The sequence below is a fragment of the Herbidospora daliensis genome, assembly GCF_001570585.1.
GTDB lineage: Bacteria > Actinomycetota > Actinomycetes > Streptosporangiales > Streptosporangiaceae > Herbidospora > Herbidospora daliensis.
In genome coordinates this window covers 1-13,914 of the sequence record NZ_BBXF01000002.1, presented here as the reverse complement: position 1 = coordinate 13,914, position 13,914 = coordinate 1, and the positions used below count along the sequence as shown (strand labels likewise).

The window sequence follows — 13,914 nt, the reverse complement described above, 5'->3', positions numbered from 1 at the left end:
CTATGTCGCGGCGAAGTAGGCGGCCATGACCTGCGAGTGCAGGGGGAACGCCAGCTCTTGTGGCTCCTTCACGACCAGCCACTCGGAGGTCTCCGGAGTGGGGGCGAACACGGGGAGGTCGGGGCTCGACAGGGCCGGGCCCCGGCCGAAGACGAGGACCGTGCCGTCGGGGGCGCTGCGCACGTCGAACAGCGTCACGTCGGCGGCGGAGACCGTGATGCCGGTCTCCTCGAAGAGTTCACGGGCCGCGGCCTGCTGCCACGACTCGCCGAGGTCGATGAAACCGCCCGGGAGGGCGAGCTGCCCGAGCCGGGGCTCGATCGCCCGCCGGATGACGAGCAGGCCCTCGTCGACCGGGAGGACCATGACGGCCACCGGCAGCGGGTTCTGGTAGGAGGTGTTGCCGCAGCCGGCGCAGAGGCGGGGCCAGGGCTGGTCGAGCGCGTAGGAGGCGCCGCAGAAGGAGCAGTGTGAATTCCGGATCGCCACGTGCTGAGCGTATCCGGAAAAGGTGCAGGATAGCCGGGTGAACGCGGGCACCGTCGGCCAGGCCATCGGCCTGTTCGCCATTACGAATGTGGACGATCTCGTGCTGATCGCCCTCTTCTTCACCCAGACCACCACGATGCGCATCGTTCTGGGGCAATACCTCGGATTCGCGGCAATTCTCGCGGTGTCGGTGGTGGTCTCGATCGGCGCGGCCGCGCTGCCCGGCGACCTCGTCCGATGGCTCGGGCTGATCCCGCTCGCCCTCGGGCTCAAAGCGCTGTTCAGCAATTCAGATGAGGAGACGGACAGAGCGCCGACCGGCGTGCTCGCCATCGCCGGCATCACCTTCGCCAACGGCGGCGACAACATCGGCGTGTACGTCCCGGTCTTCGCCACCCAGGGCGTCGTCGTCTACGTGGTCGTCTTCCTGGTCATGGTGGGCGTGCTCTGCCTGGCCGGCCGGTTCCTGGCCACCCGGCCCGTGGTCGCGAAGGCGCTGGCGAGATGGGGGCACGTGCTCTTCCCGGTCGTGCTCATCGGGATCGGGCTCTTCATCCTCGTGGCGCATACATGATGACCAGCACCCCGATCAGGCAGATCGCGGCCCCGATCACGTCCCACCGATCGGGGCGGAAGCCGTCGAAGACGATGCCCCAGACCAGCGACCCGGCCACGAACACCCCGCCGTAGGCGGCCAGGATCCGGCCGAACTCGGCCGAGGGCTGGAGTGTCGCGACGAACCCGTAGACGCCCAGCGCGATCACTCCGGCCCCGGCCCAGACGAGCCCGCGGTCTTCGCGGACCCCCTGCCAGACCAGCCACGCGCCGCCGATCTCGGCCACGGCGGCGACGGCGAACAGCACCAGGGAACGGATGATCGTCACCCCGGTGACTGTAATTACTTCTTCGTCGAGTACGCGTGGGCGCCCGCCCCCGCCAGGTGGCCTCCTTCGACGATCAGGTACTCCTCGCGGATCGGCCGTCCCTCGAAGAAGCACTCCAGGATCTCGCGGGTGCCCGCCGAGTAACGGGCCTGGGCCGACAGGGAGGAGCCCGACATGTGCGGCGTCATGCCGTGGTGGGGCATGGTGCGCCACGGGTGGTCGGGCGGGGCCGGCTGCGGGAACCACACGTCGCCCGCGTAGCCCGCCAGCTGCCCGCTCTGGAGGGCGCGCACGATCGCGTCGCGGTCGGTGATGCGGGCGCGGGCGGTGTCGATCAGGTAGGCGCCGCGCTTCATGGTCGACAGCAGCTCGTCGCCGAACAGGCCCTCGGTCTCGGGGTGGAGCGGGGCGTTGATCGTGACGACGTCGCACACCGGCACCATGTCGGCGGCGCTCTCGTGCCACGTCAGGTTGAGGCTCTCCTCGACCTCGCGGGGCAGCCGGTGGCGGTCGGTGTAGTGGAGGTGGACGTCGAAGGGCGCCAGCCGCTTCAGCACGGCGGTCCCGATGCGGCCCGCCGCGACCGTGCCGACGTGCATGCCTTCGAGGTCGTACGACCGCTTGACGACGTCGGCGATGTTCCAGCCGCCCTCCTTGACGACCTCCCACGCGGGCAGGTAGTCGCGGACCAGCGACAGGATCATCATCACCACGTGCTCGGCGACGCTGATGCTGTTGGAGTAGGTGACCTCGGCGACCGTGACGCCCTTCTCCACGGCGGCGTCGAGGTCGGTGTGGTCGGAGCCGATGCCCGCCGTGACGACCAGCTTGAGGTTGCGCGCCTTCTCGAACCGCTCCGAGGTCATGTACGCCGGCCAGAACGGCTGCGAGATCACCACGTCGGCGTCGGGCAGCTCGCGGTCGAACGTCGAGTCGGCGCCGTCCTTGTCGGAGGTGACGACCAGCGTGTGGCCGTTGTCCTCCAGGTACTTGCGCAGGCCGAGCTCGCCCGAGACGCTGCCGAGCAGCACGCCGGGGGCGAAGTCGACCGCCGAGGGGGTGGGCAGGGTCTGCCCGCCGGGATATCCGGTCAGTTCCGGCAACCCGTCGCGGGCGTACTCCTTCGGATAGCCGTCGACGGGGTCGTCGTAGAGCACACACAGGACCTTGGCCATGGAAATCGCCTCTCGTCCGTCAGGGGGGTGGTCTAAGACCAGCCTTTAGGCGGCTCCATACCAGGTCAAAGCGTATGTCCCTATCGTTGATAGGCGTCGCCTATCGAGCGAGGTGGCCGCGCAGGGTGGAGTCGAGGGTGTCGCGCAGGTCGAGCCCGCGGGCGACGTCGAGCAGCGCCCGCACCACGACCGGCTCGGGTGAGCGCTCGGCGGTGACCAGCCCGATCTGGGGCGCGCGCGGCGGGGTCTCCATCGGGATGATGCGCATGCCGTCGGGCACGCCGATCATGTGCAGCCACGCGTGGGCGATCACGCTCGACCAGCGGTGGGTGGCGACGTGCGCGAACAGCGCCGACACGCTGTCGGTCTCGATCGCCGGGACGACCGCCGCCCCGGCTTCGCGGAACAGGTCGTCGAGGATGCGCCGGTTGCGCATCTCCTGGCCGAGCAGGCAGAGGGGCAGCGCCGCCACCTCCGTCCAGCGGGCCCTCGGGCGGTCGGCCAGGTCGCCGTCGTCGGGGGTGAGCAGCAGGTAGCGCTCCTCGTAGAGCGGGATGGCCCGTTCGCCGTCCTCGCCGTCGAGGTAGGTGAGGGCGGCGTCGATCTCGAAGTCGGTCAGCCGGCGGTGGATCTCCCGCGACGACAGGCTGTCGAGGGAGATGCGGGCGTGCGGGTGGCGTACACAGAAGGGGGTGGTGAGCAGTGACGCGGCCGCGAGAGCGGTGGGAATGGCGCCGAGGCGGAGCGTGCCGGAGACGCCGGCCCGCATCTGGGCCAGGTCGTCGTGCAGGCCGTCGAGGTCGGCGAGGATGCGGTGGGCCCACAGGAGCACCCGCTCGCCCTCTTCGGTCAGGCCGGTGAACCGGCGGCCCCTCCTGACCAGGGTGACGTCGAGGTCGGTCTCCAGGCGGCGGATGCCCGCCGACAACGACGGCTGGGAGACGTGGCACGCCTCGGCGGCGCGGGCGAAGTGGCGCTCGCGGGCCAGCGCGACGAGGTATTCCAGCTCGCGGAGCAGCATGCCCCCAACCTAAGCCGCCAGGCCGGCGATCACTCGACGGCCTGGCGGCGGCGGGGTCAGAATCCCTGCGACAGGCGGTAGTACGCCTGGTTCCAGCGCAGTTCCTTGGTGAACTGGCGGGTGGTGGTGTTCGCGTCGATCAGCAGGAGCTCCACGCCGAGCATGTCGGCGAAGTCGTGCAGTTCCTCCGCGCCGACCGCCGCCGACAGCACCGTGTGGTGCGGGGCGCCGGCGGTCAGCCACGACTCCGAGGAGGTGCGCAGGTCGGGGCGGGGCTTCCAGACGGCGCGGGCGACCGGGAGGTTGGGCAGCGCCTCCAGCGGCTCGACCACGTCGATCTCGTTGGCGATCAGGCGGAAACGCTCGCCCATGTCGGCCAGGCCGATGACGACCGCGGGGCCGGGGGCCGCGTCGAAGACCAGGCGGACCGGGTCCTCGCGGCCGCCGATGCCGAGCGGGTGGATCTCGCACGACGGCTTCCCGGCGGCGATGCTCGGGCAGACCTCCAGCATGTGCGCGCCGAGGATGAGCTCCTCGTTCGGCGTCAGGTGGTAGGTGTAGTCCTCCATGAACGAGGTGCCGCCCCCGGGCACCATCGCCTTCAGCGTCCGGAGCAGCACCGAGGTCTTCCAGTCGCCCTCGCCGCCGAAGCCGTAGCCGTCGGCCATCAGGCGCTGCACCGCCAGGCCGGGGAGCTGGCGCAGGCCGCCGAGGTCCTCGAAGTTGGTGGTGAACGCCTTGAAGCCGCCCTCGGTCAGGAAGGTGCGCAGGCCGAGCTCGATCCGGGCGGCGTAGCGCAGCGACTCGTGCCGGGCGCCCTCGCTGCGCAGCTCGGCGGCGACGTCGTAGAGCTCCTCGTACTCCTTCACCAGGGCCGTCACGTCGGCGTCGGCCTGGGCGTCGACCACCGCGACCAGGTCGTTGACGCCGTAGGTGTTGACCGAGACGCCGAAACGGAGCTGCGCCTCGACCTTGTCGCCCTCGGTCACCGCCACGTCGCGCATGTTGTCGCCGAACCGGGCCAGCTTCAGCGAGCCGACCTCGGCCCGGCCGGCCGCCGCGCGGGCCCACGCCGAGATCCGCTCGGCCACGGCCGGGTCGGAGACGTGACCGGTGACGGTCTTGCGGGCCACCCCCAGGCGCGACTGCACGTAGCCGAACTCACGGTCGCCGTGGGCGGCCTGGTTCAGGTTCATGAAGTCCATGTCGATGGTGGCCCACGGCAGCTCGCGGTTGGCCTGCGTGTGCAGGTGCAGCAGCGGCTTGCGCAGGGCGTCCAGACCGGCGATCCACATCTTCGCGGGGGAGAAGGTGTGCATCCAGGCGATGACGCCGCCGCACTCGTCGTCGGCGTTCGCGGCGAGCATCACGTTGCGGATGGACGTCGCGTCGAGGAGGACCGGCTTCCACTCCAGTTCGAACGGCAGGGCGTGGCCCAACTCGGCCGCGATCGCCCGCGACTGGTCGGCGACCTGGGCGAGCGTCTCGTCTCCGTAGAGGGACTGGCTGCCGGTCAGAAACCACAGTTTCACTTGGAACTCCTCTGTCCGTAGACGTTCTGGTAGCGGTCGTACAGAGCGTCGATGTGATCCGGCTCGATGGGGATGACGGAACCGAGCTGGCGGGCGACGTGCACGGTCCGGGCGACGTCCTCGCACATCACGGCCGCCTTCACGGCGGCCCTGGGGGTGGCGCCGATGGTGAAGACGCCGTGGTTCTGCATCAGGACCGCCGGGGAGCGGTGGCCCTTGAGGGTGTCCACCAGGCCGCGGCCGATGTCGTCGCCGCCGATCAGGGCGAACGGGCCGACGGGGATCTCCCCGCCGAACTCGTCGGCCATCGCCGTCAGCACGCAGGGGATCGCCTCGCCGCGGGCCGCCCACGCCGAGGCGTAGGTCGAGTGGGTGTGCACGACGCCGCCCACCTCGGGCATGTGCCGGTAGACGTAGGCGTGCGCGGCGGTGTCGCTGGAGGGCGCGTAGTCGCCCTCGACCAGGTTGCCGTCGAGGTCGCAGACGACCATCGAGTCGGGGGTCAGGTCGTCGTAGGAGACGCCGCTGGGCTTGATGACGAACAGGTCCTCGCCCGGGATCCGGCCCGAGACGTTGCCGGCCGTCCAGGCGACCAGGCCGTAGCGGACCAGCTCCGAATGCAGGGCGCAGACGGTCTTCTTCACTTGGACGCCTCGTTCCGGATCGCGCGCAGCCGGTGGAGCACGGCCCCGTCGGCGAAGTGGTCGTGCAGCTTGCGGTACTCGGCGTAGAGCCGGTCGTAGGCCGCGGCGCGCTCGGGATCGGGGGTGTACGCCCCCGCGATCCGCTTGCCCATCGCCGCCGCCGCCGCGGGGATGTCCGGGTAGGCCCCGGCCGCCACCGCCGCGTGGATGGCCGAGCCGAGCGCCGGGCCCTGGTCGGAGTCGATCACCGACAGGGGCTTGCGCAGCACGTCGGCGTACGTCTGCATGAGGAACGCGTTCTTCAGCAGGCCGCCGGCGACCACGAGCTCGTCGACCGGCACGCCGGACGCCTCGAAGGTCTCCACGATGACCCGGCAGCCGAACGCGGTCGACTCCAGCAGCGCCCGGTAGACGTCCTCCGGCTTGGTTGACAACGTCTGGCCCACGACCACTCCCGAAAGATCGTGGTCGACGAGAACCGACCGGTTGCCGCCGAACCAGTCGAGTGCGACCAGTCCGTGCGCGCCGACGGCCTGACCGGCCGCCAATGACGTCAGATGTTCGTGGACGGACACGCCCGCCTCGGCGGCGTCGGCCACGTAGGACGCGGGCACGTTGTTGTCGACGAACCAGGCGAAGATGTCGCCGACGGCCGACTGCCCGGCCTCGTAACCCCACAGTCCTGGAACGATCCCGTCGCGTACGACCCCGCACATGCCCGGCACCTCGGCGAGGGTCTCGCCGTTCATGACCAGGCACGTCGAGGTGCCCATGATCGCGACCATCTGGCCGGGCCGCACGGCGTCGGCCGCGGCGGCCGTCACGTGGGCGTCGACGTTGCCGACGGCGACCGCGATGCCCTCGGGCAGCCCGGTCCACTCGGCGCCCTTGGCCGAGAGCGACCCGGCCCGCCCGCCGAGCGGCGCGAGTTCGGCGCCGAGCTTGGCGGTGAACCCGGCGAAGTCGGGGTTGAGCGCGGTGAGGAACTCCTCGGAGGGGTAGGCGCCGTCCTGGTGGATGGCCTTGTACCCGGCGGTGCAGACGTTGCGGGTCTCGACGCCGCTGAGCTCCCAGATGATCCAGTCGGCCGCCTCGATCCAGCGGTCGGCCAGCGCGTAGAGCTCCGGGTCCTCTTCGAGGAGCTGGAGGCCCTTGGCGAAGGCCCACTCCGAGGAGATCTTGCCGCCGTAGCGGGGCAGCCACGCCTCGTTCCTGGCCTCGGCCAGCTCGTTGATCCGGTCGGCGTGCGACTGGGCGGCGTGGTGCTTCCACAACTTGGGCCACGCGTGCGGCCGGTCGGGGAAGCGGTCGCTGAGCGGAGTGCCGTCGGCCAGGGCGGGCAGGATCGTGCAGGCGGTGAAGTCGGTGGCGACGCCGATCACCTCCGACGGCGCCACCCCCGCCGCCTCGACCGCCTTGGGCACCGCGATGCGCAGCACGTCGCGCCAGTCTTCCGGCGACTGGAGCGCCCAGTCAGGGGTGGGTCCGGAGATCACCCCCTGGGCGTATTCATGGACGGCGGAGCCGAGCTCGGCCCCGTCCCGGACCCGGACCACGACGGCCCGGCCGGAAAGGGTGCCGTAGTCGACTCCCACCACATAACGGTCATCGTTCACGCGAGACTCCTGTCGTCACAATGAGGCGTTGGAGAAGGATGAAGACCAGGAGCAGGAGACCGATGACGATCTTGGTCCACCACGAGCTGAGGGTGCCCTCGAAGCTGATGACCGTCTGGATCAGGCCCAGCACGAGCACACCGAGAACCGTCCCGAGCAGGTAGCCCGAACCACCGGTCAGCAGGGTGCCGCCGATGACGACCGCCGCGATGGCGTCGAGCTCCATGCCGACGGCGTGCAGGCCGTAGCCCGAGAGCATGTAGAACGACAGCAGCAGGCCGCCGAGGGCGGAGCACAGGCCGCTGATGGTGTAGACGGCGATCTTGGTGCGGGCGACCGGAAGGCCCATGAGCAGGGCCGACTGCTCGTTGCCGCCGACCGCGTAGACGTTCCTCCCCAGCCGCGTGTAGTGCAGCGTGTACGTCGCCACCAGCACCACCGCGAGCGCGATGAGCACCGTGGGCGAGATCCACAACTCGGGGGCCAGGTCGATGCGCGTCTGCGCGATGGCCGTGAAAGTGGGGTCGCTGATCGGGATCGAGTCGGTGCCGATCGTGTAGCACAGGCCTCGGGCCAGGAACATGCCGGCCAGGGTCACGATGAACGGCTGGATCTCGAAGTAGTGGATGATCGCGCCCATCGCCGCGCCGAGCACCCCGCCGATCGCCAGGACCAGCAGGATCACCAGGAACGACGGTGTCGACGGCAGCAGGGAGGCCGCGATCATGGTGGTCAGCGCCACCACCGAGCCGACCGACAGGTCGATGCCCCCGGTGAGGATGACGAAGGTCATGCCGACGGCCACGACCAGCAGGAACGCGTTGTCGATGAAGACGTTCAGGATGATCTGGCCGGTCGCGAAGCCCTCGTAGCGGATGCCGCCGGCGGTGAACATCGCGATGAACAGCGCCCCGGTGACCAGGACGGGCAGGTAGTTGCGCGGCATGCGGTTCAGCCCGGCGGGCAGCCGGCGCGGGAGTGCCACAGTTTTCACGTGCGGACCGTCACTTTCTCCCCGGCGGGCACCGTCGGCGGGGCCGGTTTTCTACGGGATCGGAAGACCTTGGCCCGGAACGCCGGCGACTGGAGCAGGCAGACGATCGTCACGACGAGCGCCTTGAACAGCAGCGTCGTCTCCGGCGGCACGCCGATGGAGTAGATCGTCGTGGTCAGGGTCTGGATGATGAGGGCGCCCAGGACCGTGCCGCCGAGGGAGAACCGGCCGCCGGCCAGCGAGGTGCCGCCGATGACGACGGCGAGGATGGCGTCGAGCTCGATCCACAGGCCGGCGTTGTTGCCGTCGGCGCTGGACACGTTGGAGCTGATCATCAGGCCGGCGATGCCGGCGCAGAGGGCGCAGAAGGCGTACACGACGATGAGCAGGCCGTGGGACCGGATGCCCGACAGGCGGCTCGCCTCGGCGTTGCCGCCGACCGACTCGATCAGCAGGCCGAGGGCCAGCCGGCGGGTGACGAACGCGATCAGCGCGAGCACGACGGCCACGATGATGATGCCGAACGGCAGGGTCAGCCAGTAGCCGCCGCCGATGAGCTTGTAGGGGTCGCTGTTGATCGTGATGATCTGGCCGTCGGTGATGAGCTGGGCCAGGCCGCGCCCGGCGACCATCAGGATCAGCGTCGCGATGATCGGCTGGATGCCGATGACGGCGACGAGGAAGCCGTTGCCGATGCCCAGCGCGATGGACAGGGCGAGGGCGACCCCGATCGCGCCCAGCACGCCGCCGATCGAGTCCTGCGCCTCCAGGGTGCTGATCTGCAGGCACGCCATCGCGCCCGAGATGGCCACCACCGAGCCGACCGACAGGTCGATGCCCTTGGTGGCGATGACCAGCGTCATGCCCAGCGCCACCAGGATGAGCGGCGCGCCGAACCGGAAGATGTCGATCAGGGAGCCGTAGAGGTGGCCCTCCTTGATCTCGATCTGGAAGAAGTGGTCGGTGAAGATCAGGTTGACCAGGAGGAGGGCGGCCAGTATGCCCGCAGGCCAGGCGAGACGCTTCATCGTGCGCCCCCGCTCGCGATCGTCTCCATGAGCACGTCCGTCGTCAGGGTGTCGTCGTTGGGCAACTCGGCGACCAGCCGCCGGTCGCGCAGCACGGCGACCTTGTGGCTGAGCCGCAGCACCTCGTCGAGCTCGGCGGAGATGAACAGGACCGCCATGCCGCCGTCGGAGAGCTCGACGACGAGCTTCTGGATCTCGGCCTTGGCGCCGACGTCGATGCCCCGCGTGGGCTCGTCGAGGATGAGCAGGCGCGGTTCGAGGATGAGCCAGCGGGCCAGCAGCACCTTCTGCTGGTTGCCGCCGGACAGGTTCCTGATGAGCATCTCCGGGTTGTCCGGGCGGATGTTCAGCGCCTTGATGTACTTGGCGACCAGCTCGTCCTGCTTCTTGCGCGGCACCGGGCGGCTCCAGCCCCGGCGGGCCTGCAGGGCCAGGATGAGGTTCTCCCGCACGGTCAGCTCCGGGACCAGGCCCTCTTCGCGCCGGTTCTCCGAGCAGAACGCCACGCCCCGGGCCATCGCGGCCCGCGGGGTGCGCAGGTTGACCTGGTCGCCGCCGATGCGCAGGGTGCCGGTGCCGGCGTGGTCGGCGCCGAACAGCAGCCGGGCGATCTCGGTGCGGCCCGAGCCGAGCAGCCCGGCGAGGCCCACCACCTCGCCCTCGCGGATGGTCAGCGAGAAGGGGGCCACCTTGCCGCCGAGCTCGGTCGCCTCGACGAGGGTGTCGGAGGTGCGGGCCGGCGGGCGCTCGTCGAGGCGCTCCAGCTCGGCCAGCTCGCGGCCGATCATCTTGCCCACGAGTTCGACCTGGGGGAGTTCGGCGGTGACGTACTCGCCGACGAGACGGCCGTTGCGCAGGATCGTCATGCGGTCGGCGATCTCGTAGATCTGGTCGAGGAAGTGCGACACGAACAGGATCGCGATGCCCTGTTCCTTCAGGCGGCGCATCACCCGGAAGAGCTGCGCGACCTCGCCGGCGTCGAGGGAGGACGTCGGCTCGTCGAGGATCAGCACCCGGGCGTCGATGTCGATGGCCCTGGCGATCGCCACCATCTGCTGGATCGCCAGCGAGTAGTGGCTGAGCGGCTTGGAGACGTCGATCGGCAGGTCGAGCTGGCGGAGCAGTTCGGCGGTCCGGCGGCGCATCTCGCGCCAGCGGATGCGGCCGAACTTCCGGGGTTCGCGGCCGATGAACACGTTCTCGGCGACCGACAGGTTCCGGCAGAGGTTGACCTCTTGGTAGACCGTGCTGATGCCGGCCTTCTGGGCCTCCAGGGGGCCGGCGAAGGCCACCCGGCCGCCGGCCAGCTCGATCTCGCCACTGTCGATGGAGTAGACCCCGGTCAGCACCTTGATCAGGGTCGACTTCCCGGCACCGTTCTCGCCCATGAGGGCGTGCACCTCTCCGGGCAGCAGCCGGAAGTCCACGCCGTCCAGGGCCTTGACGCCCGGGAACTCCTTGCCGATCCCGGTCATCCGCAGGATCGCTTCAGCCATGCGCATTTCCTTCGATTGGAAAAGGGGCCGCCCCGATCTCAGGGCGGGACGGCCCCCGGCTCCTAGTACTGACGGGACGGCAGGGCCTGCTTGGCCTGCTCCTGGGTGAAGGTGGTCTCCTCGGTGACGACCCGCTCGGGCACCGTCTCACCGGCGAGGACCTTCTTGGCCAGGTCCATCAGCTGCGGGCCGAGCAGCGGGGAACACTCGACGATGTAGTTGATCTTTCCGTCGGCGAGCGCCTGCATGCCGTCCTTGACGGCGTCGACCGTGATGATCTTGATGTCCTTGCCGGGCACCTTGCCCGCGCCCTCGATCGCCTCGATCGCGCCCAGGCCCATGTCGTCGTTGTGCGCGTAGAGCACGTCGATGTCAGGGTTGGCCTTCAGGAAGGCGTCCATGACCTCCTTGCCCTTGGCGCGGGTGAAGTCGCCGCTCTGGGAGGCGATCACCTTGAACTTGGGGTCGGCGCCGATGACCTCGGCGAAGCCCGACTTGCGGTCGTTGGCGGGGGCGGAGCCGGTGGTGCCCTGGAGCTCGACGATGTTCACGTCGCCGGTCTCGGAGGCGTACTGCTCGACCAGCCACTGGCCGGCCTTCTTGCCCTCTTCCACGAAGTCGGACCCGAGGAAGGTCTTGTACAGCGTCTTGTCGGGGGAGTCGACCGCCCGGTCGGTCAGGATGACCGGGATGTTGGCGGCCTTGGCCTCCTGGAGAACGGTGTCCCAACCCGACTCGACCACCGGCGAGAAGGCGATGACGTCGACCTTCTGCTGGATGTACGAGCGGATCGCCTTGATCTGGTTCTCCTGCTTCTGCTGCGCGTCGGAGAACTTGAGGTCGATCCCGGCCGCCTTGGCCGACTCCTGCACCGACTTGGTGTTGGCGGTCCGCCAGCCACTCTCGGCACCCACCTGGGCGAAGCCCATGGTGATCGTCGAGTCGCCGCCGCCGGAGGTGGCGGGAGCGCCGCCTTCGGCCGTGGTGTCGCCGCCACTGCCGCACGCGGTCGCGAGCACGCCGACCGCCACCAGAGCCATGATCTTCTTGAACAAGGCCAAGTCCCTTCCGTATTTGTTAGCGCTCACACAATTTGCCCGGCCGGGAATCAGAGTGAAGCTTGGTCTGCCGTGTCGACTGTGAGCGTTAACATAGACGAGCGTCAAGAGTCCGCCTCGTCACGGTACGGTCACATGCGCCGAACCGTCTTGTGAGCCGTGGCGCCGTAGGCGAGAGACACCACGACGACCAGCACGGGAAAGGCGATTCCGGCCAGGAGTCCGGTGCTCAGGCCCCCGCCGCTCGCGTCGGCCACGGCCCCCGTCGTCCACGGTCCGACCGCCGCGCCGAGGTCCCCGAAGACGGCCAGCACGCCGAACATCGCCGCCCCGCCGAGCGGGAAACGCGCCGACGCCAGACTGAAGGTGCCGGGCCAGAGCAGGCTCACCGCGAACCCGCACAACGCGCAGCCCGCGAAGGCCAGCACGGGGTTGTCCGAGAGGCTCGCGAGCAAGTAGCAGAACGTCGCCAGCGCGCCCGAGAAGACCATCGCGGGCACCAGGGGGATCTTCTCCCCGAACAACCCGTAGACGATGCGCCCGATGCCCATCAGGACCGCGAAGAGGCACGGCCCGGCGAGGTCGCCCCAGACCTTCGAGGCCCCGAGCCCCTCCTCGGCGAACAACGACGACCACTGCGACATGGTCAGCTCCGACGCGCCCGCCGCCAGCATCAGCACCATCGCCAGGATGAACGCCGGGGTCCGGAACAACGACGCCAGCGAGGTGCGGTGGGCGTCGGGCACGGTCTCGGGCATCGGCACCCGCAGGAACGCCACCAGGTTCGCCAGCGGCACCAGCGCCCAGATCAGCGGCAGCACGTACCAGGCGTCGCGGCCGATCCAGGCCAGCAGCAGGGTCGACCCGGCGACCACCGCGACCTGCCCCCAGCAGTAGAACGAGTGCAGCAGGCTCATCGCCGCCGCCTTGCCCTCCTGCGGCGCGGGCAGCGCGTCGACGACCGGGCTGACCAGCACCTCCAGCAGCCCGCCGCCGATGGCGTAGACGACCACCGCCACGCACAACCCGATGTACGGCGTCGGCGCGACGAACGGCGCCACGGAAAGCAGCACCAGTCCGGTCGCCGACATCACGTGGGCCAGCACCAGCGGCCCCCGGTAGCCGAGCCGGTCGACGTAGCGCACGGCGACGATGTCGGTCAGCAGCTGGGCGCCGAAGTTGAGCAGCACCAGACGTCCGAGCATTTCCAGCGGCAGCCCGTAGGCGGTCTGGAAGACGATGAACAGCAGGGGGGCCAGGTTGTTGACGATGGCCTGGGTGACGTAGCCGGTGTAGCAGGCCCAGCGCGTAGCCGTGTAAGACACCCAAAACCCCCCAAGGGCGACAGAAATCACCCGATGTTAGTGGAAGGTTCCGGGTACGCAGAAGGGCCGCGCACCCCCGAAGGGATACGCGGCCCCCTGACCTTCAGCCGTCAGCTGTCATGGCACCCGAGTCGGAGACTCAGGTGGCCACGCGCAGCGGAGGCGTCTGGTTGGTCCACGCGGTGCAGTTGTTCGGGTAGGCCGGCGGGCCCAGCGGAGCGCCCGGGGCGAAGAAGCCCCCGACGACCGGGATGGGCAGACCCACGGTGCAGCTCGTCCGGAAGATGCTTCCGGAGGTCGTCTGAACCGAGATGTGCATGGTCGGGATGTTGAGGAGAAGATCGATGATCATCTCGCTCGACACCGCCTGCACGCCAGCCGGGTAACCGGGCAGGGTGGACAGGTTGTGCCAGAACGGCGTGGTACGCGGGTCGCGGACCCACGTCGTTCCGTCAGGACGGACTGACACCTGGAGGGTGTCGAGCAGGAGCGGCGACAGCGAGACCGCCGTCGGCACCCCCGCCGGACCCGCCGGGCCCTCGGGGCCCGCCGGGCCGACAGGTCCAACCGCACCCGTCGCACCCGCCGGGCCGGTCGCACCGGTCGCACCCGTCGCGCCGGTCGCACCAACGGGACCCGCCGGACCAGCCGG

14 protein-coding genes are annotated in these 13,914 nt (G+C 69.7%); 1 reads left to right on the top strand and 13 read right to left on the bottom strand.

Features of this window, described 5'->3' with window-relative positions:
* Entirely contained in the window at positions 1-489 is a 489-nt protein-coding gene (locus tag AW274_RS06340; RefSeq protein WP_198169072.1) for an NUDIX domain-containing protein, read from the bottom strand.
* Between the two features lie 37 nt (positions 490-526).
* Between AW274_RS06340 and AW274_RS06335 the strand changes: the two genes are divergently transcribed.
* Positions 527-1,063, top strand: coding sequence for a cadmium resistance transporter (locus AW274_RS06335; protein ID WP_062430166.1), 537 nt, complete (start codon positions 527-529; stop codon positions 1,061-1,063).
* On the opposite strand, the gene AW274_RS06330 is transcribed toward AW274_RS06335, so the two are convergent.
* The 12 genes from AW274_RS06330 to AW274_RS06275 form a co-directional block, all read right to left on the bottom strand.
* Complete coding sequence (locus tag AW274_RS06330; RefSeq protein WP_062430165.1) at positions 1,041-1,373, bottom strand: YnfA family protein; 333 nt, start codon at positions 1,371-1,373, stop codon at positions 1,041-1,043. The genes AW274_RS06335 and AW274_RS06330 overlap by 23 nt on opposite strands.
* Before the next feature lie 14 nt (positions 1,374-1,387).
* On the bottom strand, positions 1,388-2,548 hold the full coding sequence (locus tag AW274_RS06325) for an NAD-dependent formate dehydrogenase (RefSeq protein ID WP_062430164.1): 1,161 nt from the start codon (positions 2,546-2,548) through the stop codon (positions 1,388-1,390).
* 100 nt (positions 2,549-2,648) lie between these two features.
* Positions 2,649-3,569, bottom strand: a complete 921-nt coding sequence (locus AW274_RS06320; protein ID WP_062430163.1) for a LysR family transcriptional regulator — start codon at positions 3,567-3,569, stop codon at positions 2,649-2,651.
* A gap of 56 nt (positions 3,570-3,625) precedes the next feature.
* Positions 3,626-5,101, bottom strand: coding sequence for an L-arabinose isomerase (araA, locus tag AW274_RS06315; protein ID WP_062430162.1), 1,476 nt, complete (start codon positions 5,099-5,101; stop codon positions 3,626-3,628).
* Positions 5,098-5,745, bottom strand: a complete 648-nt coding sequence (locus AW274_RS06310) for an L-ribulose-5-phosphate 4-epimerase (RefSeq protein ID WP_062430161.1) — start codon at positions 5,743-5,745, stop codon at positions 5,098-5,100. Before AW274_RS06310 ends, araA begins: the two co-directional genes overlap by 4 nt.
* Positions 5,742-7,343 carry a ribulokinase gene (araB, locus tag AW274_RS06305; protein ID WP_083974212.1) on the bottom strand — a complete coding sequence of 534 codons (1,602 nt, stop codon included), beginning with the start codon at positions 7,341-7,343 and terminating at the stop codon, positions 5,742-5,744. Before araB ends, AW274_RS06310 begins: the two co-directional genes overlap by 4 nt.
* Before the next feature lie 7 nt (positions 7,344-7,350).
* On the bottom strand, positions 7,351-8,355 hold the full coding sequence (gene yjfF, locus AW274_RS06300) for a galactofuranose ABC transporter, permease protein YjfF (RefSeq protein WP_232320016.1): 1,005 nt from the start codon (positions 8,353-8,355) through the stop codon (positions 7,351-7,353).
* Entirely contained in the window at positions 8,352-9,383 is a 1,032-nt protein-coding gene (locus AW274_RS06295) for an ABC transporter permease (RefSeq protein ID WP_062430159.1), read from the bottom strand. The genes yjfF and AW274_RS06295 overlap by 4 nt, the downstream gene beginning before the upstream one ends.
* A complete protein-coding gene (locus AW274_RS06290) occupies positions 9,380-10,879 on the bottom strand; it encodes a sugar ABC transporter ATP-binding protein (protein ID WP_157519835.1) in 1,500 nt (499 codons plus the stop codon). Before AW274_RS06290 ends, AW274_RS06295 begins: the two co-directional genes overlap by 4 nt.
* Positions 10,880-10,941: 62 nt before the next feature.
* Positions 10,942-11,934, bottom strand: a complete 993-nt coding sequence (locus tag AW274_RS06285; RefSeq protein WP_232320015.1) for an ABC transporter substrate-binding protein — start codon at positions 11,932-11,934, stop codon at positions 10,942-10,944.
* A gap of 134 nt (positions 11,935-12,068) precedes the next feature.
* On the bottom strand, positions 12,069-13,262 hold the full coding sequence (locus tag AW274_RS06280) for an MFS transporter (protein ID WP_062430157.1): 1,194 nt from the start codon (positions 13,260-13,262) through the stop codon (positions 12,069-12,071).
* A 139-nt stretch (positions 13,263-13,401) separates the two neighbouring features.
* On the bottom strand, positions 13,402-13,914 hold a 513-nt coding region (locus AW274_RS06275), incomplete at its 5' end, for a hypothetical protein (protein WP_198169071.1).

Excerpts from the sequence above, each read along its gene's own strand:
- AW274_RS06320 (WP_062430163.1), bottom strand. The coding sequence starts at position 3,569 with ATGCTGCTCCGCGAGCTGGAATACCTCGTCGCGCTGGCCCGCGAGCGC.
- AW274_RS06295 (WP_062430159.1), bottom strand. The coding sequence starts at position 9,383 with ATGAAGCGTCTCGCCTGGCCTGCGGGCATACTGGCCGCCCTCCTCCTG.
- AW274_RS06290 (WP_157519835.1), bottom strand. The coding sequence starts at position 10,879 with ATGGCTGAAGCGATCCTGCGGATGACCGGGATCGGCAAGGAGTTCCCG.
- AW274_RS06325 (WP_062430164.1), bottom strand. The coding sequence starts at position 2,548 with ATGGCCAAGGTCCTGTGTGTGCTCTACGACGACCCCGTCGACGGCTAT.